The sequence below is a fragment of the Enterobacter sp. AN-K1 genome (genome assembly GCF_020971765.1).
In the GTDB taxonomy this organism is placed as follows: domain Bacteria; phylum Pseudomonadota; class Gammaproteobacteria; order Enterobacterales; family Enterobacteriaceae; genus Enterobacter; species Enterobacter hormaechei_C.
The window spans coordinates 3,493,863-3,518,123 of sequence record NZ_CP087390.1; the positions used below are offsets into that span (position 1 = coordinate 3,493,863).

27 protein-coding genes and 1 pseudogene are annotated in these 24,261 nt (G+C 55.0%); 13 read left to right on the top strand and 15 right to left on the bottom strand.

Annotated elements, in window-relative coordinates:
* Position 1 precedes the first annotated feature (1 nt).
* A complete protein-coding gene (locus LOC22_RS16565; RefSeq protein WP_006809671.1) occupies positions 2-199 on the top strand; it encodes a YbdD/YjiX family protein in 198 nt (65 codons plus the stop codon).
* Here LOC22_RS16565 and LOC22_RS16570 read toward each other — a convergent pair.
* The 4 genes from LOC22_RS16570 to LOC22_RS16585 all read right to left on the bottom strand — a co-directional run bounded on the left by LOC22_RS16570 (position 196) and on the right by LOC22_RS16585 (position 2,950).
* Positions 196-600, bottom strand: a complete 405-nt coding sequence (locus LOC22_RS16570) for a helix-turn-helix domain-containing protein (protein WP_017694334.1) — start codon at positions 598-600, stop codon at positions 196-198. The genes LOC22_RS16565 and LOC22_RS16570 overlap by 4 nt on opposite strands.
* A complete protein-coding gene (locus LOC22_RS16575; protein WP_015571170.1) occupies positions 575-877 on the bottom strand; it encodes a type II toxin-antitoxin system RelE family toxin in 303 nt (100 codons plus the stop codon). Before LOC22_RS16575 ends, LOC22_RS16570 begins: the two co-directional genes overlap by 26 nt.
* 183 nt (positions 878-1,060) lie before the next feature.
* Positions 1,061-1,804, bottom strand: coding sequence for an SDR family NAD(P)-dependent oxidoreductase (locus LOC22_RS16580; RefSeq protein ID WP_017382507.1), 744 nt, complete (start codon positions 1,802-1,804; stop codon positions 1,061-1,063).
* 57 nt (positions 1,805-1,861) lie between these two features.
* Positions 1,862-2,950 carry an oxidoreductase gene (locus tag LOC22_RS16585; protein ID WP_045334387.1) on the bottom strand — a complete coding sequence of 363 codons (1,089 nt, stop codon included), beginning with the start codon at positions 2,948-2,950 and terminating at the stop codon, positions 1,862-1,864.
* Between the two features lie 159 nt (positions 2,951-3,109).
* Between LOC22_RS16585 and LOC22_RS16590 the strand changes: the two genes are divergently transcribed.
* The 4 genes from LOC22_RS16590 (at position 3,110) to LOC22_RS16605 (ending at position 8,022) form a co-directional block, all read left to right on the top strand.
* Positions 3,110-4,612 (top strand): sugar ABC transporter ATP-binding protein, encoded by a 1,503-nt coding sequence (locus tag LOC22_RS16590; RefSeq protein WP_015571168.1) that lies wholly within the window; start codon positions 3,110-3,112, stop codon positions 4,610-4,612.
* Positions 4,609-5,604, top strand: coding sequence for an ABC transporter permease (locus LOC22_RS16595; protein ID WP_047063327.1), 996 nt, complete (start codon positions 4,609-4,611; stop codon positions 5,602-5,604). Before LOC22_RS16590 ends, LOC22_RS16595 begins: the two co-directional genes overlap by 4 nt.
* 19 nt (positions 5,605-5,623) lie before the next feature.
* On the top strand, positions 5,624-6,688 hold the full coding sequence (locus LOC22_RS16600) for a sugar ABC transporter substrate-binding protein (RefSeq protein ID WP_047063329.1): 1,065 nt from the start codon (positions 5,624-5,626) through the stop codon (positions 6,686-6,688).
* Between the two features lie 92 nt (positions 6,689-6,780).
* Positions 6,781-8,022, top strand: coding sequence for an LVIVD repeat-containing protein (locus LOC22_RS16605; protein WP_185829073.1), 1,242 nt, complete (start codon positions 6,781-6,783; stop codon positions 8,020-8,022).
* Positions 8,023-8,109: 87 nt separating this feature from the next.
* On the opposite strand, the gene mtnK is transcribed toward LOC22_RS16605, so the two are convergent.
* Positions 8,110-9,309 (bottom strand): S-methyl-5-thioribose kinase, encoded by a 1,200-nt coding sequence (gene mtnK, locus LOC22_RS16610; protein WP_032103099.1) that lies wholly within the window; start codon positions 9,307-9,309, stop codon positions 8,110-8,112.
* Positions 9,310-9,411: 102 nt separating this feature from the next.
* Between mtnK and mtnA the strand changes: the two genes are divergently transcribed.
* The gene (mtnA, locus tag LOC22_RS16615; RefSeq protein ID WP_040117363.1) at positions 9,412-10,428 is read left to right on the top strand and encodes an S-methyl-5-thioribose-1-phosphate isomerase; all 1,017 of its coding nucleotides are present in this window, start codon (positions 9,412-9,414) and stop codon (positions 10,426-10,428) included.
* Positions 10,429-10,531: 103 nt separating this feature from the next.
* A pseudogene (locus LOC22_RS22325) lies at positions 10,532-10,603 on the top strand (polyketide cyclase); the annotation flags it as partial.
* Between the two features lie 95 nt (positions 10,604-10,698).
* On the opposite strand, the gene LOC22_RS16620 reads toward LOC22_RS22325, so the two are convergent.
* The gene (locus LOC22_RS16620; protein ID WP_045339325.1) at positions 10,699-10,971 is read right to left on the bottom strand and encodes a helix-turn-helix domain-containing protein; all 273 of its coding nucleotides are present in this window, start codon (positions 10,969-10,971) and stop codon (positions 10,699-10,701) included.
* Between the two features lie 106 nt (positions 10,972-11,077).
* On the opposite strand from LOC22_RS16620, the gene LOC22_RS16625 reads away from it, so the two are divergent.
* On the top strand, positions 11,078-11,305 hold the full coding sequence (locus tag LOC22_RS16625) for a helix-turn-helix domain-containing protein (RefSeq protein WP_230239557.1): 228 nt from the start codon (positions 11,078-11,080) through the stop codon (positions 11,303-11,305).
* 62 nt (positions 11,306-11,367) lie between these two features.
* Positions 11,368-12,474 carry a hypothetical protein gene (locus LOC22_RS16630; RefSeq protein ID WP_045334383.1) on the top strand — a complete coding sequence of 369 codons (1,107 nt, stop codon included), beginning with the start codon at positions 11,368-11,370 and terminating at the stop codon, positions 12,472-12,474.
* Between the two features lie 51 nt (positions 12,475-12,525).
* Here the strand turns inward: LOC22_RS16630 and LOC22_RS16635 are convergent, their stop codons facing one another.
* From LOC22_RS16635 to LOC22_RS16645, 3 genes are read right to left on the bottom strand one after another with little or no spacing between them, the layout of a single operon-like run.
* Positions 12,526-13,068, bottom strand: a complete 543-nt coding sequence (locus LOC22_RS16635) for a 1,2-dihydroxy-3-keto-5-methylthiopentene dioxygenase (RefSeq protein WP_023315605.1) — start codon at positions 13,066-13,068, stop codon at positions 12,526-12,528.
* Positions 13,065-13,754, bottom strand: coding sequence for an acireductone synthase (gene mtnC, locus LOC22_RS16640; RefSeq protein WP_006809660.1), 690 nt, complete (start codon positions 13,752-13,754; stop codon positions 13,065-13,067). The genes LOC22_RS16635 and mtnC overlap by 4 nt, the downstream gene beginning before the upstream one ends.
* The gene (locus LOC22_RS16645) at positions 13,751-14,365 is read right to left on the bottom strand and encodes a methylthioribulose 1-phosphate dehydratase (protein ID WP_017382494.1); all 615 of its coding nucleotides are present in this window, start codon (positions 14,363-14,365) and stop codon (positions 13,751-13,753) included. Before LOC22_RS16645 ends, mtnC begins: the two co-directional genes overlap by 4 nt.
* 122 nt (positions 14,366-14,487) lie before the next feature.
* Between LOC22_RS16645 and LOC22_RS16650 the strand changes: the two genes are divergently transcribed.
* The gene (locus tag LOC22_RS16650) at positions 14,488-15,648 is read left to right on the top strand and encodes a pyridoxal phosphate-dependent aminotransferase (RefSeq protein ID WP_230239064.1); all 1,161 of its coding nucleotides are present in this window, start codon (positions 14,488-14,490) and stop codon (positions 15,646-15,648) included.
* Here the strand turns inward: LOC22_RS16650 and LOC22_RS16655 are convergent, their stop codons facing one another.
* From LOC22_RS16655 to citR, 3 genes are all read right to left on the bottom strand, one after another.
* Positions 15,649-16,275, bottom strand: coding sequence for an IbrB-like domain-containing protein (locus LOC22_RS16655; RefSeq protein ID WP_023303279.1), 627 nt, complete (start codon positions 16,273-16,275; stop codon positions 15,649-15,651).
* Positions 16,260-17,483: a phosphoadenosine phosphosulfate reductase gene (locus LOC22_RS16660; protein ID WP_017382491.1), complete on the bottom strand. Its 1,224-nt coding sequence runs from the start codon at positions 17,481-17,483 to the stop codon at positions 16,260-16,262. The genes LOC22_RS16655 and LOC22_RS16660 overlap by 16 nt, the downstream gene beginning before the upstream one ends.
* 126 nt (positions 17,484-17,609) lie before the next feature.
* Positions 17,610-18,530 carry a DNA-binding transcriptional repressor CitR gene (gene citR / locus LOC22_RS16665; RefSeq protein WP_230239065.1) on the bottom strand — a complete coding sequence of 307 codons (921 nt, stop codon included), beginning with the start codon at positions 18,528-18,530 and terminating at the stop codon, positions 17,610-17,612.
* 621 nt (positions 18,531-19,151) lie between these two features.
* Between citR and ahpC the strand changes: the two genes are divergently transcribed.
* Both ahpC and ahpF read left to right on the top strand, forming a co-directional pair.
* Positions 19,152-19,715 (top strand): alkyl hydroperoxide reductase subunit C, encoded by a 564-nt coding sequence (gene ahpC, locus LOC22_RS16670; RefSeq protein WP_014882974.1) that lies wholly within the window; start codon positions 19,152-19,154, stop codon positions 19,713-19,715.
* A gap of 188 nt (positions 19,716-19,903) precedes the next feature.
* Positions 19,904-21,469 (top strand): alkyl hydroperoxide reductase subunit F, encoded by a 1,566-nt coding sequence (ahpF, locus tag LOC22_RS16675; RefSeq protein WP_017382489.1) that lies wholly within the window; start codon positions 19,904-19,906, stop codon positions 21,467-21,469.
* 59 nt (positions 21,470-21,528) lie between these two features.
* On the opposite strand, the gene uspG is transcribed toward ahpF, so the two are convergent.
* Positions 21,529-21,957, bottom strand: coding sequence for a universal stress protein UspG (gene uspG / locus LOC22_RS16680; RefSeq protein ID WP_006809652.1), 429 nt, complete (start codon positions 21,955-21,957; stop codon positions 21,529-21,531).
* Positions 21,958-22,138: 181 nt separating this feature from the next.
* On the opposite strand from uspG, the gene LOC22_RS16685 reads away from it, so the two are divergent.
* The gene (locus LOC22_RS16685; RefSeq protein ID WP_015571156.1) at positions 22,139-23,377 is read left to right on the top strand and encodes a zinc-dependent alcohol dehydrogenase; all 1,239 of its coding nucleotides are present in this window, start codon (positions 22,139-22,141) and stop codon (positions 23,375-23,377) included.
* A 10-nt stretch (positions 23,378-23,387) separates the two neighbouring features.
* Here LOC22_RS16685 and yldA read toward each other — a convergent pair whose 3' ends face one another.
* Positions 23,388-23,477 (bottom strand): small membrane protein YldA, encoded by a 90-nt coding sequence (yldA, locus tag LOC22_RS22280; protein ID WP_275430195.1) that lies wholly within the window; start codon positions 23,475-23,477, stop codon positions 23,388-23,390.
* Between the two features lie 137 nt (positions 23,478-23,614).
* Complete coding sequence (rnk, locus tag LOC22_RS16690; protein WP_006809650.1) at positions 23,615-24,025, bottom strand: nucleoside diphosphate kinase regulator; 411 nt, start codon at positions 24,023-24,025, stop codon at positions 23,615-23,617.
* Positions 24,026-24,261: the final 236 nt, after the last annotated feature.

The following is a 24,261-nucleotide window of genomic DNA, read 5'->3' on the forward strand; positions in this document are numbered from 1 at the left end:
TATGTTCGACACCCTTTCCAAAGCAGGTAAATACCTGGGCCAGGCCGCTAAAATGATGATTGGCGTGCCGGATTACGACAACTACGTCGAGCATATGCGCGTCAACCACCCGGACCAGACGCCCATGACCTACGAAGAATTTTTCCGCGACCGTCAGGACGCCCGCTACGGCGGCAAGGGCGGGGCGAAGTGCTGTTAACCCTCTTTTGGTAAATAGAGGCTGATCTGCTCCTGTTTACAGCCGTAAATTGCCGCCAGCTTTTCGCGGGTGCGCTTTTGCGGTCGGGAGTCCAGCGCTTCCAGCTGTGACACGGCGGACTGGCTGATGCCAAGCTTCTCCGCCACCTCCTGCTGGGACATGCCGCGTAAAATGCGCCAGGCGGCCTGTAGGCTGACGTTCTCGTTATGCATGACGTCGCACACTTCCCCCGGTAAACCTACGTTATCGTAGATATCTGATTCATAAGGGATATCTTCCCAGTCGCTTTCATCCTCATCGTCATACTCAAGCGTGGCTAAACGCATGCGAAAATATTCACTATAAGGAATGACAACATACTGTTTTTTCCCTTCTTTATCCTTTATGAACTGAACAGTCATATTCCGTATGCTCCTCATGAAGGTAGGTGGTTGTTGTCCGGCGTTTAACCGCCACTACGTAGCAGATATCACCCGGCGGATCCCCGAAGGTGTAAATTACCCTGTAATCACCTAATCGCAGCCTGTAGTGGTTTTCGGGAGATGATAATTTCTTGATATCCGCGACAGGTGATGTTTTATCATCCATCTTCTCCAGCCTGAATTTAATGCGGTTCTGATATCGCGTATCGATTTTAGAAAATTGCTTCTCAGCGGTCTTTGACCAGACAATCTTCATCCGTACCTCCACTGTACGCCCACACAAAATATAAGGAAATAATAAGACTATTAGATAAATTCCGAATTTCTTATGGGTTACTGTAGAGCGGAGAAAAACCGCGAGAAAGCGGCAAAACGCGAATCGTCGAGGCGGCTCGAACAGGCCTCTGCCGGGCGACAGAGGCATACAGTAAATTTGCGATCAGGCGTTCAGACCGCCGTCGACATCCAGACCGGTGCCGGAAATTTGCCCCGCAGCCGGGCTGGCGAGGAAGGTGACCGCCGCTGCGATATCCTCCGGCTGGCCGTAATGGCCCAGGGCAATAAGCTGACGCTGAGAGTCAGCCTGTTCGCCGTCTTCCGGGTTCATATCGCTGTTGGTCGGGCCGGGGTGGACCAGGTTGACGGTAATGCCGCGCGGGCCTAAATCGCGGGCCAGACCTCGGGTGAGGGAGTTAAGGGCAGACTTGGTCATCGAGTAGACGGCGATCCCCGGCTGTGCCACGCGGTTCGCCAGACAGCTACCGATGTTGATGATGCGACCGCCGTCAGACATGTGCACCAGCGCTTCCTGAATGGCGATCACCACGCCGCGGATGTTGACGTTGATCAGAGCGTCGATGTCCGCCAGGGTCATGGACTCCAGCGGGCCGCCGCGCGCAATCCCGGCGTTATTGACCAGAATATCCAGCCCGCCGAGGGAGCGCGCCGCCTGCGTGACCGCATCCTGAATCGCCTGCGCGCTGGCGCTGTCGGCCTGAATCGCCTCGCCGTGTCGCCCCAGCGCGTTGATCTCATCGACAACCTGCTGGGCTTTATCGACGGATTTTTCGTAGGTGATAACCACATCGGCACCGGCGCGTGCCAGCGACAGCGCAATCGCCCGACCCAGCCCACGACTGGCGCCGGTAACCAGCGCCTTTTTACCTGTTAAATCGATCTGCATGATGACCTCGTTGCAAGAGTGGAGAGAATCATCATTAGGTATAGCCCGTCGGCGCGATTAACGGCTGAAGGATTCCACCTTCGCAAACGCGGCGCGCAGAACCTCAGGCGTTAACGTCACCGGCAGATAGTGAATCGACTCCACCGGGCGCAGGGTGTGGGCAATGACCTTATCCAGCTCGTCGCGGTTGTGAATATCGACGTCCAGCTCGCGAAGCGTGGTCGGCAGATTGAAGCGCTGGTACGCCGCCACCAGCTGCGCCAGCACGTCGTCCTGACCGAGCAGGGCGCTCTGCACCAGAATGCCGTAGGCCACCTTGGTGCCGTGCAGGTATTTTTCCGTCTGTGGCAGCACGGTTAAGCCGTTGTGCACCGCGTGCGCCGCCGCCACGCGGGTATAGCGCTCACCCAGACCGCCGACCATTCCGCCTCCGGCAATAATCGCATCCACCACGTCCCGGAACGCCTGCGTCTGTTCGCCGCGCTGCTGATCCGCAAGCGCTTCTTCGCTGCGTGCCAGCAGCACGTCACGGATCGCCAGCGCACCGTTCAGGCCAAGACGCACGGTCAGCGGCAGACTCTCAGGTTGAGGGGCGAGCACCGCCGCTTCGTACCACTTCGCCAGCGTATCGCCGATGCCCGCCAGCAGATATTCCGCCGGGGCGTTAAGGATGATCTGCGGCTCCACCAGCACCAGAAAGTTGGCGTCGTCAAAAATCTCAAACTGTAGCGCCTGACCGGCATCGTTGTACCAGACGGAGAGCGGGGTCCACGCCGCGCAGGTGGCGGCGATAGTGGGAATGCCTACGAACGGCACGCCCAGACGACGCGCCACGGCCTTGACGGTATCCATTACCGCACCGCCGCCCACGCCAATCACCACGCTGGTTTCACTACCCGACTCGTTCACCAGATGGGTGACGTCACGCTCGCTGCAATGGCCCTTAAACAGCAGATGTTTTGCCCCCGTCGCGTTAAAACTCTGCGGCAGATAAGGGCGTGCGCCCTCGATTGCCCGCTCGCCGTAGATCCACACCGCGCGGGAAAGCTGTTCCGGAGTAAAGAAATCATCCAGGTGGGCAAGGCTTCCCGGATGAGAGAAGTAGTTCGCCGGGCCGGGCACGACGCGGATATCGGTGTTGCTCATGAAGTTGTCCTTTTTTAGCAAGCGCTAACCCGATGTTATGTCTGGACATCCGGATGGCTAATAATATTTTGCTTTAACTTATGCCTTTTACGTCGTTGTCAGTCAACAAGAGCTGTGAAAAATTCGCTAAATCAGAAGAGTAATGAAGGATTTACGCGGATGGTTTCCAGTCGCCTTGAGATGCGCGGTATCAGCCTGGCCTTTTCCGGCTTTCAGGCCCTGTCGCGCGTGGATTTCACCCTGAACGGCGGGTCGGTGCATGCGCTGACCGGCGCCAACGGCGCGGGGAAATCGACGCTGATGGCGGTGCTGTGCGGGACGCACGATCGTTATGAAGGCGAAATCTGCATTAACAACCAGCCGGTAAGTATCCGCGAGCCGCTGGACGCCAAACGGCTGGGTATCCACCTTGTGCAGCAGGAGGTGGATGTGGCGCTCATTCCCGGGTTAAGCATTGCCGAAAACATCATGCTCGACCAGCTGGCGCATCCGGGGCATCGCTACAGCTGGCGCGACATCCGCCAGCAGGCGCGGCAGGCGCTGGCGCAGCTGGATGTTTCGCTCGACGTACGCCGCTCCATCGACAGTTGCACGCTGGCTGAAAAACAGCAGATTTTGCTGGCGCGGGCGCTGTCGCACCACTGCCGTTTTCTCATCCTTGATGAGCCCACCGCGCCGCTGGACGCGCACGAGAGTGAGCGTCTGTTTGCGGTAGTAAGACGTCTGCAACAGCAGGGTATCGGCGTAGTGTTTATCTCTCACCGCATTCACGAGCTGAAGGCCATCTGCGACACCCTGACGGTGCTGCGCGACGGCAGGCTGATTGAGTCCGGCCCGATGGCGGATCTGAGCGGCGAAGCGATTGTTGAGAAGATGCTCGGCCACGAGCTGAGCGATATCTATCCGCCCCCGCGCCCGCCGCACGGTGAGGAGACGCTGCTGCGGGTGGAAGGGCTGCACGACGATGCGCTGCTGAAAGATATCTCCCTGCACCTGCGCAAAGGTGAAATCCTCGGCATTGCCGGGCTGGCGGGGGCGGGGAAAACGGAACTCTGCAAGGCGCTGTTTGGCGCCAGCAAAAGCCGCGTCGCGCGCGGCGAGCTGAACCATCAGGCCTGGAAACCGCGCGATCCGGCAGACTCGGTACTGCGCGGTCTGGCGCTGGTGCCGGAGGAGCGGCGCAAAGAGGGCATTTTTATCGACGAGCCGGTGAGCATGAACCTTGCCGTGTGTGCCGATAACAGCTTCTCGCGCTGGAGCCTGTTTGGTCATCGTCAGGCGTGGCGCTGGGCAGAAGAGGTGATCGCCCGCGTCGGTGTGCGCACGCGCGGGCCGGGGCAGGTGCTGCGTCGGCTTTCCGGCGGTAACCAGCAGAAGGTCGCCATCGGCAAATGGCTGCGCAATGACGCCAGCGTGCTGATATTCGACGAGCCGACCAAAGGCGTGGACGTGAAGGCCAAAACCGATCTGTTTCAGCTGATCGACGGCCTGGCGCGCGAGGGCAAAGGTGTCATTTACGCCTCGGGCGAGTTCGCCGAGCTGGTCGGGCTGTGCGACCGCATCTGCGTGCTGTGGGACGGACGCATCGTGGCGGAAATCGCCGGAGCCGAGGCCCGGGAAGAGACACTACTTTATTATTCAACCGGAGGAACGGCGTCGTGAGCAAGGCCCTTTCAGTGAACGCGGCGGCGTCTGGCCGTCAGCAGATTTTCGATTTTCTCTACAGGTGGGGCATGCTGTTGACCGTCGTCGCGCTGGTGGCGGTGTTTGGCCTGGCGTCGGACAGCTTCCTCGATCCGAACAACATCATCAACATTCTGCGCTCGATTGCCATCGTGACGGTGATTGCCATCGGCGTCTCGATTTCGCTGACCGTCGGCGGGTTCGATCTCTCGGTGGGGTCAACCGCGTCGCTGGCGAACGCGCTGGTGATTTCGCTTTTCGTCTGGCACGGCTTCGGCACCACCGAGTCGATTCTGCTTACCCTTGCGCTCTGCACGCTGGTCGGCCTGTTTAACGCCTTTCTGATCGTCATCCTGCGCATTCCGGACATGCTCGCGACCCTTGCCAGCCTGTTTGTCATCCAGGGCGTGGCGATGACCTACAGCTACGGCGGGTCGATTACCGAGAACATGGTGCTGCCGAGCGGCGACATGGCGGAAGGGACCATTCCGGCGGCGTTCAGCCTGCTGGGGCAGGTGCCGACCATTGTGATCGTCATGCTGGTGGTGACGATTCTGGCGCAGCTTGGCCTGTCGCTGACCACCCACGGACGCCGGATGTACGCCATTGGCGGCAACCCGGAAGCCGCGCGTCTCTCCGGTATTCGCACCACGCGCTACAAGGTGGCGGCCTACATGATCGCCTCGCTGCTGGCGGGACTGGGCGGAATTTTGCTGGCTTCGCGTATCGGTTCATCGCAGGTGAATGCGGGTGGCGGCTACCTGATGGATGCGGTGGCGGCGGCGTGGATCGGGTTCTCGCTGGCCGGGTCCGGCAAGCCGAACGCGCTGGGCACGCTGGTGGGGGCGGTGATCCTCGGCGTGCTGTCGAACGGGCTGGTGATGCTCTCCGTGCCGTATTATGCCATGGACATTATAAAAGGGCTGGTGCTCGCGATGGCACTGGCGATTACTTACATACAAAAACGCTGACAACACAACGGGATAATAAATGAAAAAGATTGCGCTCTCTTTGGTAGCTCTTGGATTACTCACTTCTTTGCCGGGCCTGGCGGCTACCCCCGCGCCGGTTCCGGCCGCCATTGCCAGCCATGACGGCCCCATTCGCATTGCGGTGATCCGCAACCTGGGCTCGGACGACAATACCACGCAGTTTGTTGCCGGGGCGATTCAGGAAGGGAAAAAGCTCGGCTTTAAGGTCAGCACGTTTTTAAGTAACGGGGACGACGCCAGATTCCAGGATTTCGTGAACCAGGCCATCAGCCAGAAATACGACGGGATTATTCTCTCTCAGGGGCGCGATCCGTACTCCACCGCGCTGGTAAAGAAGGCGGTGGATGCCGGGATTAAAGTTTCGGTGTTTGATACCGCCGTGAACGGCGAGATCCCGGGCGTAACCGTTACCCAGCAGGACGATGCCTCCCTGACCAGCCTCTCTTTTGGTCAACTGGCGAAAGATTTCAACGGCAAGGCCAATATCGTCAAGCTGTGGGTCGCGGGCTTCCCGCCGATGGAGCGCCGTCAGGCGGCGTATAAAGAACTGCAAAAGCAGTATCCGGAGATTAAAGAGCTGGAGTCCATCGGCGCGGTCTCCTCTGACGTGCAGGGCGACACCGCCAACAAGGTGGGGGCGATCCTCGCGAAATACCCGAAAGGTAAAATCGACGCCATCTGGGGGACCTGGGATGCCTTCAGCCAGGGCGCGTATAAGGCGCTGAAAGAGAACGGCCGCACCGAGATCAAGCTCTACAGCATCGACATCTCCAACCAGGATCTCCAGCTGATGCGCGAGCCGGGTAGCCCGTGGAAGGTGAGCGTGGCGGTAGATCCGAAGCTGATTGGCGCGACCAACGTACGCCTGATCGCCAATAAGATTGCCGGAGAAGCGACGCCTGCCACCTACGATTTCAAGGCGGCGGCTATTCCGCAGGCGCTGCTGACCGCCCAGCCGGGCGCGGTGAACGTGGCTTCTCTGGGGAAAATCATTCCGGGCTGGGGCCAGACGGAAGATTTTATCGCGCCGTGGTTTGCGACGCTTGCCGCTAAAAACAAGTAAACCAAGCCGGGTGGCGGCTGCGCCTTACCCGGCCTACATTTCGCACCCGTAGGCCCGGTAAGCGTAGCGCCACCGGGCGTAAGGAGCATAAGGTGTCTCAATTACCCCCTCCCGAATACAGCCGCAATATGCGGCTGATTGGCCATAGCGACCAGGGCGGTCGTCCGGACGGTGTACAGCTGATGGTGCACCGTGGTTTCGCCTATATCGGTCATATGGTGTCGCAGGGCTTTTCCATTGTCGACGTGCGCGATCCGAAAAAACCAAAAGCCGCAGGTTACGTGCCCGCGCCGCCGGGTACCTGGAACGTACACCTCCAGGCGCACGATGATTTGCTGCTGGTGATTAACGCCCGGGATCTGTTTGCCGATGCGCGTTTTGCCGATGAGAAGGTCTACTACACCCGCCAGGTGGGGGAGACCGTCAGCGACGTGCAGGATAAAGGCTGGAGCGCCGGGCTTCGCGTCTTTGATATCTCCACGCCGGACAGGCCACGCGAAATCGGCTTTCTGTCGCTGAGTGGCATCGGCATTCACCGCATCTGGTACGTCGGCGGCCGCTGGGCCTACGTTTCAGCGCTGATCGACGGCTTTACCGATTACATTTTCCTGACTATCGATCTAGCGGACCCGCGTAAGCCTGAAGTCGCGGGGCGCTGGTGGCTGCCCGGGATGAACCAGGCCGAAGGTGAGAAGCCGGACTGGCCGGAAGGAAAACGTTACGCCCTGCACCATGCGATTATTGCCGGCGACACCGCCTACGGCAGCTGGCGCGACGGCGGCCTGACGCTGCTGGACGTGAAGGACCGCGCGCAGCCGAAGCTGATTAGCCATCGCAACTGGAGCCCGCCGTTTGGCGGCGGAACGCACACCGCGCTGCCGCTGCCGGACCGCGACCTGCTGGTGGTGCTGGACGAAGCGGTGCTCGACAATCAGGAAGACGGCGAAAAGCTGATCTGGCTGTTTGATATCCGCGAGCCGTCGAACCCGGTCAGCATCTCGACCTTCCCGCAGCCGGATGAAACCGACTACGTGGCGAAAGGGGCGCATTTCGGCCCGCACAACCTGCACGAGAACCGGCCGGGAAGCTTCGTCAGCTCAACGCTGATCTTCGCGACGTACCAGAACGCGGGCGTGCGCGCGTATGACATTTCCAATCCGTATCGCCCGGTAGAAACGGGAGCGCTGGTGCCCGCGGCGCCGGAGAGGATGATGGATACGCGGCCCAACCGCCCGCAGGTGATCCAGTCGTGCGACGTGTTTGTGGATGCGCAGGGGATTATTTACAGCACGGACTATAACGGCGGGATGTCGGTGATTGAGTATTTGGGGTGAGTTTTTGCCGGGTGGCAGCTTCGCCTTACCCGGCCTACATTTTGCACCCGTAGGCCCGGTAAGCGCAGTGCCACCGGGCAAACGTTCTCAACTGTACTGCCGCACTCGCGCCACCAGCTCTTCCGCGCTGTCGATGCGGTCGGCAATGACAATCAGCGCTTTACCGAGGGATATTGCATGGCGGAGGCATTCGTGGCGCATGGCTTCATCCTGGATGGTATCGATATCCGCCACGTGTGAAAGCCCGACGCTGCGGCGAATCAGCTCGGTGCCGCAGAACCCGATGGCGTCATGCCAGACCTTTTTCAGGAACGCGGAGGCATAGCCCGGCGCGCTGAGTGCGGCGTCGCGGGCTTTCTCGTTTGCCAGCGCCTGGAAGCGCTCCGCGAAGGTGTTCCACAGTTCCTGAATATCGTTCAGGCGCTGCTCGCGCGCGGCGGCGGCATCGCGAATGCCGAGGTGCCCAGGCAGGCCGCAGAAGTTCAGCAGCAGGTTGCCGATGGCGGTGCCAACGTCAAAGCCAATCGGCCCAAAATAGCCGAACTCAGCGTCGATGGCCTTCAGGCTGCCGTCGGCCACAAAAATCGAACCGCTGTGAATGTCTCCGTGCAGCAGGGCTTCGGCGTGCGAGAAAAAGCGGTGCTTGAGGGAGGCCACGGCGATTTTAAGCTGGGCGTCGTCGCGCAGGGCGGCAACATCGTTTTCCAGCTCGGCCGGGTAGCTGTTGCGCGCGTGGATCTGGTACGGATCGTTAAAGAACAGATCTTCGGTGATCTCGCACATCTCCGGGTTGATGAATTTCGCTACCTGCGCTTTTTTATCGTGCGGATGCAGATAAAAATCGCTGGTGTGGAACAGGGTGTGAGCCAGATATTCCCCCAGCTGACGCGCCGCCTGGGGGTAGTAAATGTTGTTAATCAGCTCGCCGCGCCAGATGCGATGGCTGGAGAGATCTTCCATCACCATCACCGCCAGTTCCGGGTCAAAGTGGTGGATTTTCACCGTGTGCTGCGGGCTGTGCTGGTAATGCTCGACCAGGGTTTGCGCTTCAAGACGGGCACGATCCAGCGTCAGCGGCCAGGATTCGCCGACGCAGCGTACATAGGGCAGCGCCTGCTTAACGACGATGCGGCTCACGCCCGCGCGGTCGAAAATTTTAAAGACCAGGTTGAGGTTGCCGTCGCCGATTTCCTGCGCCTCTACCAGCGATGAAGGATCGTCAAGTCCGCCAAACTGCCTGGCATACTCCACGGCGTCCTGAGCGGTAAAGGTACGGTATTGCGACATGGCCTGCTCCTCAGTTTTGCTAATTAAGACATGTAGACGTCTATACATCTGGATTTCATCCTGACACAATGTGCTACAACAACGCAACAGGGAATTAACGACATGCAGACATTACAGACGACCAGCCTGCGGGTGGCGGATAATCAGCTCTTTATTCTCGACCAGCAGGCGCTTCCACAGGAGAAACGCTGGCTGGATGCCTCGACGGTCGAGGCGCTGGTCGGGCACATCCACGCCCTGCGGGTGCGCGGCGCGCCGCTGATTGGTCTCTCTGCAAGCCTGTTGCTGGCGCTGTTAGCGGAAAGCGGCAAAAGCCGCGACGAGCTGGCGGTGGCGCTGGAAACCCTGCGCGCCTCCCGCCCGACGGCGGTGAACCTGATGAATAACCTCGATCGCATGAAGAATGCGCTGTGGCAGGAAGATTATGTTCCGGCGCTGGTGGCTGAAGCGCTGCGGCTGATTGACGAAGACAAACGGCTCTGTGACGCTATTGCCAGTGCTGGCAGCGCGCTGGTGAAGCGCGGCAGCCGTCTGCTGACCCACTGCAACACCGGCGGGCTGGCGACGGCGGGCGTCGGTACCGCGCTGGGGGTGATTGCCCGCGCGCATCAGGAAGGCAAGGTAAGCAACGTCTGGGTGGATGAAACCCGTCCGCTATTGCAGGGCGGCAGGCTGACCGCGTGGGAACTCGGCGAGCTGGGCGTACCGTATCAGCTGATTACCGACTCCATGGCCGCCAGCCTGATGGCAAAAGGGCAGGTGGACGCCGTGTGGGTGGGTGCAGACCGCATTGCCGCCAACGGCGACGTGGCGAACAAAATCGGCACCTATTCCCTGGCGGTGCTGGCGAAGTTTCACGGCATTCCGTTCTACGTCGCTGCCCCGCAAACGACCCTCGACCCGGACTGCCCGAACGGTGACGCAATCCCGATTGAGCAGCGCGCGGCCAGTGAAGTGACGGGCGTGGCGGGGAGCTTTGGCGCGGTGCAGTGGGCGCCGCAAGAGGCGCAGGTCTATAACCCGGCGTTTGACGTCACCCCCGCCTCGCTGATTAGCGGCTGGGTGCTGGATACAGGCGTGGTCACACCGGACGAGGTAGCGAAAGGGAAATTTGCCTGAGTCCGGCTATCCTTTACGGGCGTTCCCTGAGAGGACAACATCGTGACGCTCGATCCTGACACAGACTTAAAACTGGAGCGCGTGGTGGATGCACCGCGCGACCTCAGCGATTGCGCGTCATCCGACGAAGGAGATCCGCGAGCAGCATGAGCAGATGGGCTTCCATGAAGGGTAGGGTGTTGTGCTGGATCAGCTGGTGGGGTATGTGAAGACTCTTCAACCCCCTCTCCCTTGAGGGAGAGGGATGGGGTGAGGGGGAGAATGCGTTGATCATGTTGAAGAAAGGTTTCTCTTTTTAGTATTCCTCATCTGACGAAATACTGGCTCTCCCTTTTCATCAAAGTATCTTTCCGGCCATATCACCTCCGGTGGAAGGTTAAGAGCCTGAGCGATAAGCAGTTCCCCTTTAGGCCATGGTCGGGAAAGCGCATTTGCCAGTGTGGATGAAGATAATCCAGCCTTTCGGGACAACGCAGCCAGGCTTGTTCCGTGTTTCTTTAGTGCGGCGATGATATCGGCAGGATGCCAGTTCTGATGACGCATTGTGTCCTCCTTACGTATGTTTGTTACGCGCTTAATTATCCTGTTTTGGGATAAAAACACAACGGGAGGATATTCGATTTCAGGATATTTGTATGGAATCGGAACAATGGCCTCAGTTTACTCGGATGAATACCAACGTGTTATCAATGCATTGAAGAAATCCCGTAAAGAGAAGGGGATTACTCAGGCGCAGCTTGCGGAAGCGCTGGGAAAACCACAGTCGTTTATTGCTAAAGTTGAAAACGGGGAGCGCAGGTTAGATGTGGTGGAGTTTGTGCATCTGGCGAGGTTGGTTGATGTGAATATATCGTTAATTTTGAATGAAATAATATAGATAAGAAAATAGCAAAGTTAATTATATGGTAAATGATAAAACATCGTGCTCAAGGGGCTAAAATGAATGATAAATTACAAATTTATGCTGATAATATTAAAAGTACTGGATTTATTTTAGAAAGTAAAGTTTCTGATTTTTTAAATAATCATGGTTGGGGGGTTATTAATAATAAATATTATATAGATGATGTTCAAAGTGTTGCGCGAGAAATAGATATTATTGCTTACAAAGCGACAAAAGTTAGAGATGTATTAGTTTATACAACTCTCATAATTAGTTGTAAGAAAAATGAAGAAAATGTTTGGGCGTTATTAGTGAAAAACATTAAGCCCAATGATCCTAATATTGATTATGAGCCATTGAAAAACTGGAGTAATCACCCAGTACTAAACTATGAATTGAATTTTAATAACAAAGAGAAAATCGGCGTGCCGGATGGTATTGTTTATGAAAAAATTTTCAACGTAACAAAAAATGTTTTTGCTTTTCAAGAAATGAGTAAGAAAAGTGGAAGATCAAATAATGATAAAAATATATTCAATTCGATAACGTCATTGATGAAAGCGCAGTCTTATGAGTTAACCTCTTTATCATCAAGAAAAAAAGAACGTAGTGTTTATTTTTTCCATCTAATGTCATTAATTGATAGTGAGATGATACTACTGGATTGTGAAGGAGATGAAATACATCCAAGCGAAACGGAATCGCATACTATCATAAGTAATTATATTATAAATGGTGAATCGACTGCTTCAAAAATAAATTTCATGACACTTAATGGTTTTTTAACTAATGAAATTTATTATCAAAAACTTCACGAATATTATGTAACTTATATCAATAAATGCTTTTCGAATTTTTACAATGATGCTTTTTCTAATATTGATAAACGTAAGATTTTAACAAAAGAGCTATGGCATAAGTATGGGGCAAAGTTATCGCTCGAAGTAATGAGGGGTTTTAAAGTATATGATCGTTTTAGCATAGATGACATCTGGCCTTCTGATGATTCGCTAATAGTTGAGATAACTACTAAGAGTTCGCAGCTTAACGAGCTGTTGGAGGGTAGCGAAAAAATAAAAGAGCAACTTCGAATTTATATTGAAGACGTTTTTAACATGAAAGTGAATAAAAAAATAGCTTTTATAGATGATATTCCATTTTGATTCGTTAAAAGTGCCATTGATTAACGTTAATGGCACTAGAAATGTAAATACCTATGCCAGCCTTGGATACGCATCCGCAATCGCATCCCCGGTAAACTGTGCGACCCAACCCTCCGGGTTATCGAAAATACGAATCGCCGTAAAGTTCGGCTCTGAGCCCATATCAAACCAGTGCGGCGTGCCCGCAGGGACTGAAATCAGGTCGTTTTTCTCGCACAGCACCTGGTACACCTCATCGCCGATGTGCAGGCAGAACAATCCCGCCCCTTCCACGAAAAAGCGCACTTCGTCTTCACCGTGAGTGTGTTCGTTCAGAAACTTCGCGCGCAGCGCCTCTTTCTGCGGATTGTCGGCGCGCAGGCTGATCACGTCCCAGCTCTGGTAACCTTTCTCTGCCACCAGCTTGTCGATCGCATGCTGATAGGCCGCGATCACGGCTTCAGGCGCGGGATCGTGCCCTAAATCGCGATCCGCAGCCCAGCGTTCAAACCGCACGCCTTTGGCGTTGAGCTGTTGGGCAATCTCGGCGGCGTCGGTGCTGTGCCACTGGTGCTGACTGGCGTCTTTATCGGAATAAATGGTCAATGCGCTCATGAAGGGATCTGCTCCGGATTAATCTCGTCAAACTGGTGGATCTGATGATGATGGCTTGCGCCGTCATCTTCACCGCGAATCAGTTGCAGGGTGCGAAAACCCGCCTGTTCAGCCGCGTCCAGCTCCTGATGAATATCCGACAGAAACAGGATCTGCGACGGGGCAATGCCCGTTTGCGCCGCAATATTTTGATAAGACTGCACCTCGCGCTTGGCGCCAATGTGGGTATCAAAATAGCCGCTGAACAGATGAGTAATATCACCTTCGTCGCTGTAGCCAAATAACAGTTTCTGCGCGGCGACAGAGCCAGAGGAATAAACATAGAGATCAATCCCTTGCGCCTTCCATTTTTCCAGCGCGGGCAGTACGTCAGGATAGAGGTGTCCGGTAAAGTCACCGTTGACGTAACCGTCCTGCCAGATGATGCCTTGCAGGGCTTTGAGCGCCGTCGATTTGCGGTCTTCATCCATAAAGGTAAACAGTACGTTGATGAGATCGCTGACGCTGGCATGCGGAGCGCTGATTTCATCGCGCAGGTTGTCCAGAATCGATTTGACCGGCTCGGCGTACTGCTGCGCGGTCACGAAGGCCGCCAGCCGCTCACGCGCGTAGGGGAACAAAACATCATGGACAAAACGGATATCGCTGGTGGTCCCTTCAATATCCGTCACAATCGCGCGAATCATACTCTCTCCCATTGTCGTAAACGCATTTCGCATTCAAATAAGAATTCTAAACCTTCCAGATGACGGCGGGCTTCGGCCACGTCGCGTCCCCAGCAGGTTAAGCCATGGCCGCGCAGAAGAAAACCATAATTAAGCGGACGTTCCTGCGCGTAATGGGCGATGCGCGAGGCGAGGGCGTCGATGTCCTGGTCGTTATCAAACACCGGGATGGCCACCGTATCCTGGTGCGTGGTCTGCCCGGTAAGGGATTTTTGCATCTCGAAACCGGTGATCTTCAGCTCGGCCTCGTTGACCAGACGCGACAGCACCGTGGCATTGACGGTGTGAACGTGCAGGACGGCGTTAGCCTCGGGAAACAGGCGATAGATGAGGGTATGCAGCCCGGTCTCTGCCGATGGTTTACGGCCAGACGGCGCACGGTTGGTGGCGATTTCAACCTGTAGAAAATCGGCGGTGGTCAGGCTGCCTTTGTCTTTTCCGGATTCGCTCAGCCAGCACAGGTGTTCATCCTGACGCACGGACATATTGCCGCCGGTAGCGGGCGCCCAGCCTTTAGCGCCAATCCAGCGGCAGGCCTCGACCAGGTGTGTGAGTTGCAGGTTGTCTGTCATTTCCTTTTACCCTCTCGGTCAGGAATATTTATATCGTTTAGACGTCTAAGCGTCTTGATTGCCAAAGACTAACATCGTGTTATAGTGTCAGCAACATAAGTATTACAGGCAGGCACACTACAATGAGCAATAACCCGTTGATCCCGCAGAGTAAACTTCCAAATCTCGGCACGACGATTTTTACCCAGATGAGCGCCCTGGCGCAGCAGCATAACGCCATTAACCTCTCGCAGGGGTTCCCGGATTTTGACGGCCCGCGCTATTTGCAGGAGCGTCTGGCGTACCACGTGGCGCAGGGAGCCAACCAGTACGCGCCGATGACCGGCGTGCAGGCGTTGCGTGAAGCCATTGCGGATAAAACGGCTGAGCTGTATGGCTATAAACCTGATGCGAACAGCGATATCACGGTAACCGCAGGGGCGACCGAAGCGCTGTATGCGGCGATAACCGCCCTAGTGCGTACGGGCGATGAGGTGATTTGTTTTGACCCGAGCTACGATAGCTACGCCCCGGCGATTGAACTGGCTGGCGGCGTAGTGAAACGCGTGGCGCTCCAGCCGCCGCATTTTCGTCCGGACTGGCAGGCGTTTGCCGCGCTGCTGAGCGATAAAACCCGGCTGGTGATCCTGAATACGCCGCACAACCCATCGGCGACGGTGTGGCAGAAGAGCGATTTTGCCGCCCTGTGGCAGGCCATCGCCGAACGTGAAATCTATGTTCTGAGCGACGAGGTGTATGAGCATATCTGCTTCGCCGAAGAGGGGCATGCCAGCGTGCTGGCGCATCCGCAGCTTCGTGAGCGTGCAATCGCGGTATCGTCATTTGGCAAAACCTACCATATGACCGGCTGGAAGGTCGGGTACTGCGTGGCGCCCGCCGCCATCAGCGCTGAGCTGCGTAAAGTGCACCAGTATCTGACGTTTGCGGTGAACACACCCGCTCAGCTGGCGCTGGCGGATATGCTGCGCAGCGAACCCGGACACTACCGTGAGCTACCGGATTTCTACCGTGCGCGTCGGGATCGGTTTGTGGCTGTGTTGAGCAAAAGCCGTCTGGAGATTTTACCCTGTGAAGGGACCTATTTCCTGCTGGCCGACTACAGCGCGATTTCCGATCTGGACGACGTGAGTTTCTGCCAGTGGCTGACGAAAGAGGTGGGCGTGGCGGCCATTCCGCTGTCGGTGTTCTGCGCCGATCCCTTCCCGCATAAGCTGATCCGACTTTGCTTTGCGAAGCAGGAATCGACGCTGCTGGCAGCGGCAGCGCGGTTAAACGCGCTCTGACTATTTCACCGTCCAGGCTTCAGAAAAACGACGGTCTGCGAAGAGTTCGAGCAGACCGTTGATCTGCTTCAGACGCAGTACCTCATCGCTGTCCATACCCAACTCCTGGCCAATTTTCTGCTCACTCCAGCCCATAAGCACCAGCTCGCGCACGATTTCTGACATGGCGTTGATCTGGTGGCGTCCGCGCGCGCGGTTGTGGCGAATGGTCGCAGCCATGCGGTCGAATTTTTCCTGCCGCGCTTTACGCAGGCAGGTGACAGGAAGGTAACCCTTAAGCTGGCGCTTCAGGGTCGCCCGATTACTGCCGATATCATGGCGGTGAAAACCATCGACAATTTCGTAGTGCTGTGGCGCATTTTCCGTCACCACGATAGGCTGTGTGAATCCATCCAGCTCCAGTGACTTGCTGAGTAGCCGCTTTTCCGGTGGCGCGACGTTATTTGGGTTGTAATCGTTAGCGCTGATGTTTGTCTTTTTTATCCACAATACGCAATCGACGGGCTGATCGCGAAAAGGGCTGATTTCATGTAATGCCTGACGAAACGCATTAATAGCGGCTATTCGCTCTTCCTCAGAAAGTGCCTGAAGGTACGTTTCCATTTCGGTGATTATTCGTTGTTGCATAAAATCCCCCACTCCTTGCGTTTTGCTTTCACTCTGTCGCTGTAGCGCTGATAGTGTTTAGGCTTATTTGGGCTAAATGACAGGGCCCTGCACCAGTAATCGTTATTAAGTAAAACCTTACAGATACGTCGCCAGGAGGGGATGTCCTTGGCGCCAATGTCGCCCTCCTGCGTATCGGGAATATCGTTCATGCCTCGCTTTTGATACCAGTGGAGATAAACCGCAATTTTATTGCGGTAATGCTCCGCCGTATTTTGCGGCATGCTGTCGAGTAGCAGCATGGCGTATTCGCGCCAGCCAAGATGGTCTGGTTTCAGGATCTTCCGGTGGCCATAAAAATGGTTATCGTGCCCGGCATAAATACCGCCGCTGCGCACCCCGCAGGCACGCTCACACATCGCCGCCCAGCGTTCGGGTTCAATGACATGATAGAGCCACAAGCCCTGACGCTGTTCCGGGCCAAACGGTTCGCAGATGCGCATATAACGCGGCGGCACCCCCGCCTTGTACATCAGGTCGTATAACGGGTTATAGCAACATTTTGATTTCGCGAACCACGTCCAGATGTCGGCGGTTTTCCAGTCGTACAGAGGGTAGATGTACCAGGTGTGCCCGCCCGGTGCGACGGTCGTCCAGGGTTTATCGTCAGAAAAGCGCTGCTTACGTGCCGACGCGATAGCCAGAAAGCGGTTGTAGGATTCATCGGCGCGGATCCCCACCATAACGGCGGCAGGACGTTTTTGCGCATACCATTCGGCAAACTCTCGCACGAAGACTTCAAACGTCATTCCCTGCTGATAAAAATCGAAATAGTGATAATCGGTAATGGCATCTTCCGGTGGCTGGCGAACCCAGTTTGTCCCGGGTTCCCAGCACTGCCATTCAGGTTGAAACTGTGACAGGGCGTTCTGGGTCGTGAGCGGAAGCGCTACCCACCAGAACTGATGGATAACATCCCGATACAGCGTTCTCATCGTGTCAACATGCTGAATGGTTGAGGAGAATTGCGCTTCCCAGTCCAGAAAGATGACATCTATTTTTCGCTTTAATTGCCGTGCTTGCTGGGCAACGAGATGCAGCATCACGGTAGAATCTTTTCCACCGGAAAAGGAAACGCATACCCTGGAGAAATTGTTTAGCGTCCAGTCTATGCGTTCCGCTGAAGCGTCTAAAACATTTTCCTGTAAAGGGATTTTATAGATCGACATGGTTAATCGCATCCTGCGTATTAAATGTCTGGAAAAAATTAAGACGATATTATGAAATCATTTTTCATTATTTTCACGGGATCATTTTTTCAGTTTGCGATTTTTATATTCATCATATAAATGATTTTACGCAGATGGAGCGGAAAGACAGAGTTTATGCATTTTCTCAATGAACGTTGAAAAAACGCTGCTGTTCAGCGATGAACGGCTGTAAAGCATATAGACATGTATTTCGGGCAATTCAAATGGGGCGGCGATCCGTTTTATTTTTAACGTCTCTTTATAGGCTTCATAGATTGATACGGGTATAAAGCCTAACAGATCAGATGAACTGACCATGGAGATAAGCGAAATGATGGAGTCCGTGCGAAAAGCAATATCTCTTTCCGGGAAAAGGTCATTGGCGCGATTCTGGAACTCTTTAACGCCCGGGTGCGCACTCTGGTAAAAGGTGAATTTTTCCCGGTATAACGCTTCAAGACTGACCGTATCGGCGAGTCTTGGGTGGTTTTCTCGGCAGATTAACGCTATTGGCACCGTGGCAAAGTGAGAACACACCACAGAGCGATTCTTAATTGGGGCAATAGTAAAGATCAGGTCGGCTTTACGGTAGGCGAGCAGGTCCTCTGCGGATTCCGGAGAGATAAGCATATCTCGTTGTTCTATCTCATAATTATCCTCTGACATTAGCAGCTTCATTGGTTCGAGCATATAGCCGGGCGACATCATTTGAGAGCAATAGATAACGAACTTTTTCTTGATGTCCGAGTGATGCATCATGTTGATCGTCTGCTCAATTTGGTTGAGATTCTGTTCAAGATGATGATGCAGGTTGGTGCCCACCGTGGTCGGCGTAATTCCCTTACCTGAGCGGATGAACAGGGGGTCATTGAGCTGGCCACGCAGACGTTGCAGCGACTGGCTCACGGCGGATGGCGTGATATAAAGTGTCTCGGCAGCCTTACTGATACTGAGATGTTGGTAAATGCATTCGAAGATGACTAACAGATTGAGATCGAATTTTTTTAGGTCGTAGAGGTTGGCCATGTTTCGTCCTGAGTGTGCTGTGTTTGCTGTCGTTATCACATCATGGAGTACGACAGAGGGAAGTTACCTTTAACAATCCGTGGGGGTAACTCGCTTAATTTAAAAATTAAGTGATCTTAATATATCACGGCTTTGGATTATTGAAACACAACTTCAAGATTTATTAAGGTAATTTTATCTTTAAAGTGTGATTGAATTATTTGAATGACAACTGGCATTTATATATAGCGCGAAATTTATAATGAAATTAAATTTATAACGTTTCTGAGACCTGTTCGATTCTGCCTATCACAACCATAGGCAGGACTATCCCTCTTATGCATTGCTCAATGCGCGCACGGATGCTGTAATCAAACCGCTGTTACGGCCTTGATACAAGGTATGTAGAGCGCAACGCAACGCCAGCTTCGGCTGGCACTGAATGTACCTGCGGGGAATTCAGGTATCAGGGCCGCCCGTTGAGGCGGCCTTTTTACTTTCAGGCTTTCCTGTAAAAGGTTCACCTTGCTGTCTTGTTGTTGTTGTAAGGTTTGGCTGATTGATTTGATAAAGCATACGCATTAGCCCCGATGAACAAAGTTGGTTACCTTACATCTCAACGAAAACACGGAGGAAGTACAGATGTCCTTGATTAACACCAAAATTAAACCTTTCAAAAACCAGGCGTTCAAAAACGGTGAGTTCATCGAAGTAACTGAGAAAGATACCGAAGGCCGCTGGAGCGTGTTCTTCTTCTATCCGGCTGACTTCACCTTCGTTTGCCCGACCGAACTGGGCGACGTGGCAGACCACTACGAAGAACTGCAAAAGCTGGGCGTAGACGTTTACTCTGTTTCTACCGATACCCACTTCACCCACAAAGCGTGGCACAGCAGCTCTGAAACTATCGCGAAAATCAAATACGCGATGATCGGCGACCCGACTGGCGCCCTGACCCGTAACTTCGACAACATGCGTGAAGATGAAGGCCTGGCAGACCGCGCGACCTTCGTTGTTGACCCGCAGGGCATTATCCAGGCTATCGAAGTTACCGCTGAAGGTATCGGCCGTGATGCATCTGACCTGCTGCGCAAAGTGAAAGCGGCTCAGTACGTTGCTTCTCACCCAGGCGAAGTGTGCCCGGCGAAATGGAAAGAAGGCGAAGCGACGCTGGCTCCATCTCTGGACCTGGTCGGCAAGATCTAAGTCTGTAAAGCCTGGCGGCGCTACGCTTGCACAGGCCTACAGTATCGTAGGCCGGGTAAACGAAGTGCCACCCGGCAATCAATGGGCGCTCCCCGCGCCCATTTCATTCCAGCACCATGATGCAAGTTGCATTCAGGCAGCCCGTATAAGGCGGCTTGCATGATGACGTTTTAAGAGAGGGAAGAATAATGCTCGACGCTAACATGAAAACCCAGCTCAAGGCCTACCTTGAGAAACTGACCAAACCTGTTGAGCTGATTGCCACGCTGGACGACAGCGCGAAATCGGCAGAAATCAAAGCGCTGCTGACAGAGATTGCTGAGCTGTCGCCGAAGGTGACCTTCAAAGAAGACAACACGCTGGCAGTCCGTAAGCCTTCTTTCCTGATCGCCAACCCAGGGTCTGACCAGGGGCCGCGTTTCGCGGGCTCTCCGCTGGGGCACGAATTTACGTCCCTGGTGCTGGCGCTGCTGTGGACCGGTGGTCATCCGTCAAAAGAAGCGCAGGCGCTGCTGGAGCAGATCCGCGATATCGACGGTGATTTTGAGTTTGAAACCTATTACTCACTCTCCTGCCACAACTGTCCGGACGTGGTGCAGGCGCTGAACCTGATGTCAGTCCTCAACCCACGCATTAAGCACACGGCGATTGACGGCGGTACGTTCCAGAACGAAATCACCGAGCGCAACGTGATGGGCGTTCCGGCGGTTTACCTGAATGGTCAGGAGTTCGGCCAGGGGCGTATGACCTTGACCGAAATCGTCGCCAAAGTGGATACCGGCGCAGAAAAACGTGCGGCAGAAGAGTTGAACCAACGCGATGCGTACGACGTACTGATTGTTGGCTCCGGCCCGGCGGGCGCGGCGGCAGCGGTCTACTCCGCACGTAAAGGGATCCGTACCGGTCTGATGGGCGAGCGTTTCGGTGGTCAGGTTCTGGATACCGTTGACATTGAAAACTACATTTCCGTGCCGAAAACCGAAGGCCAGAAGCTGGCCGGGGCGTTGAAAGCGCACGTCAGCGACTACGACGTGGATGTCATTGACAGCCAGAGCGCCAGCAAACTGGTTCCGGCTGCGGTCGAGGGTGGTTTGCACCAGATAGAAACGGCGTCCGGCGCGGTGCTGAAGGCGCGCAGCGTGATCATTGCCACCGGCGCGAAATGGCGCAACATGAACGTCCCGGGCGAAGATCAGTACCGCACCAAAGGCGTGACCTATTGCCCGCACTGTGACGGCCCGCTGTTCAAAGGTAAACGCGTAGCGGTGATCGGCGGCGGTAACTCCGGCGTGGAAGCGGCTATCGATCTGGCGGGAATTGTTGAACACGTTACCCTGCTGGAGTTCGCCCCGGAGATGAAAGCGGACCAGGTGTTGCAGGATAAGGTGCGTAGCCTGAATAACGTCGATATTGTGCTCAATGCCCAGACGACAGAAGTGAAAGGCGACGGCAGCAAAGTGACCGGTCTGGAATACCGTGACCGCGTGAGTGGCGATATCCACAGCGTGGCGCTGGCAGGGATCTTTGTTCAGATTGGCCTGCTGCCAAACACCACCTGGCTGGAAGGCGCGATTGAGCGCAACCGCATGGGCGAGATCATCATTGATGCGAAATGCGAAACCAGCGTGAAGGGCGTATTTGCGGCGGGCGACTGCACCACCGTGCCGTACAAACAGATCATCATCGCCACTGGCGAAGGTGCGAAAGCGTCGCTGAGCTCGTTTGATTATCTGATCCGCACCAAAACCGCATAATAAAAGAAAGCAAGACGACACCTGCAATGCCAGAGGCCACCAAAAGGTGGCCTCTTTTTTTATCTCACGACCATCACCGGAATGTGGGTGTGGCGGATCACGCTGGAGGCGTTCGACCCCAGCAGGTGAGTGGTGATGGAAGGGTTACGTGAACCAATCACTACCACGTCGGCATTTAATTCCCCCGCCAGCTCATTAACGGCGTCGCGCACGCTACCGAACCGGACGTGGGTTTTGATGCGGGAAGGATCGATGCTGAAGTGCCCGACCATGGTTTGCAGGCGTGTCTCGGCTTCATGCTGTAAATGCTCTTCAAAACGACGCACATCAGCAGCGAAACGATGCAGGCTCAGGCTGGCAGAGCCCGGTAAAACATGCAGAAGATGAATAACTCCGTCCTGCTGCGCGAGAAATTCCGCGTGACGTACAGCCTTATCACTCAGTTCCATTTCGAAAACATCAACCGGCATAATGATTGTTTGATACATAACCGTTTCTCCTTGTTTATAAACGCTGAAATCATTCAACCACAAAATATAAAAGGTTTCTGTAATCCCGACAGCACTTTTTTATCTCGCCAGGATAAATCTCAAAACAGCCGGATTCCGGGGCAGATCCCGAGAGGTAGCTACCCTTTTATAAGCTTACCCACACCCTTTCGGAGGTTGCATGAAAGCTCTCACCTATCACGGTCCACATCATGTTCGGGTCGATAATGTCCCCGATCCGGGCATCGAACAGCCTGACGATATCATCCTGCGCGTAACGGCCACGGCGATCTGTGGTTCTGATTTGCATCTTTATCGCGGAAAAATTCCCAAGGTCCAGCACGGCGATATCTTTGGTCATGAATTTATGGGCGAGGTGGTGGAGTGCGGGAGCGAAGTGAAAAACGTGCAGAAAGGTGACCGGGTGGTGATCCCGTTTGTGATTGCCTGCGGTGACTGCTTCTTTTGCCAGATGCAACAGTACGCGGCCTGCGAAAACACGAACCGCGGACAGGGCGCGGCGCTGAACAAAAAGCAAATTCCCGCCCCTGCCGCGCTGTTTGGCTACAGCCATCTTTACGGCGGCGTGCCGGGCGGACAGGCGGAGTATGTGCGCGTCCCGAAAGGCAACGTGGGGCCGTTTAAAGTGCCCCAGCTGCTGTCTGACGACAAAGCGCTTTTCCTGTCAGATATTCTGCCTACCGCCTGGCAGGCGGCAAAAAATGCGCAGATCCAGAAAGGCTCCAGCGTCGCCGTATTCGGGGCCGGGCCGGTGGGGTTACTGACCATTGCCTGCGCGCGGCTTCTCGGCGCAGAGCAGATTTTCGTGGTTGACCATCATCCCTATCGACTGCGGTTTGCCCAGGAGCGCTACGGCGCGATCCCGATTAACTTTGATGACGATAACGACGCGGCGGAGAAAATCATTGAGCAAACGGCCGGACAGCGCGGAGTGGATGCGGTGATTGATGCCGTCGGGTTTGAGGCCAAAGGCAGCACCACGGAAACGATCCTCAGTAACCTGAAAATTGAAGGCAGCAGCGGCAAAGCCCTGCGCCAGTGCATTGCTGCGGTGCGACGCGGCGGCGTGGTCAGCGTGCCGGGCGTGTACGCCGGTTTTATTCACGGCTTCCTGTTTGGCGATGCCTTCGATAAAGGGCTGAGCTTTAAGATGGGGCAGACCCACGTCCATGCCTGGCTGGGAGAGCTGCTGCCGCTCATCGAAAAAGGGCTGCTTACCCCAGAAGATATTGTGACCCACTATCTTCCGCTGGCTGATGCGGAACGCGCCTATAAGATCTTCGAAAAACGGGAGGAGGAGTGCCGCAAGGTGATCCTGGTGCCTGGCGCAGACACCCCGGAGGCAGCGCAGCAGAAAGTGAAGGGACTGGTGAATGCCTTCCCCGGCGGCGTTGTGTGAGGTTCCTCACTCACCAGTGGCGCTCAAGATACAGCACCGCCACGACGAGGATCGCCAGGATGATGAGAAAAACCAGTGCGATAACAAGTATCTCACCCATGACCGTCCCCACGGCACTACAACAGACTAAGCGTGGATTAAGCAGTTTTTGTCCGGTATAGCACAATAGGGTGAATTTGCGGAAAGAGGATGCGGGTGCATCCTCTGTGCAAAGCGGGGTCGCTTGTTCAGAAGGGATTAACGCAGGTAATCGCCAGCGGCTTCTGGCTGGTAGAGCAGCTCAAGCACTTCCAGGTGAGCTGAGGCGCCGCCCGGGAGTTCCCAGTGGATGGTATCGCCCGTGCGCAGTCCAAGCAGCGCTGCGCCCACGGGTGCCAGCACCGACAGTTGCGTGCTGCTGTCGGTCATCTGCGCCGGATAGACCAGCGTACGAGTGAGCTCCTCTCCGGTGGTCAGGTTGCGGAACTTCACCTGGCTGTTCATGGTGACCACATCATGCGGCATGGTCTCAGGCGTACACATCTGCGCCCGGTCGAGCTCTTCGTTCAGCGCATCGGCTACCGGCAGCGAGGCGAATTCTGGTTTCTCCAACAGTCGGTCAATACGTTCTGCGTCGAGTTCATTGATGATAATCGTAGGTCTGGACATTTTTACTCCATGTCGTTAATGCTGCGTGTAACGCAGAAACCAATCCAAAAGAAAACCCTCGCCGTCTGGCAGCGAGGGTTTAACTTATCTGATGATACTGTCTGAAACCGTAAGTTTGAAGTGATGAAGGTCACAATCATGCGCCATATGAATTTTTGGCAATAAACCCGGCGTCCCGATTCACGCTGAACGGAAATTTCGTTACGCTGGAAAGACTGAACCCGGGCAATGCGCGT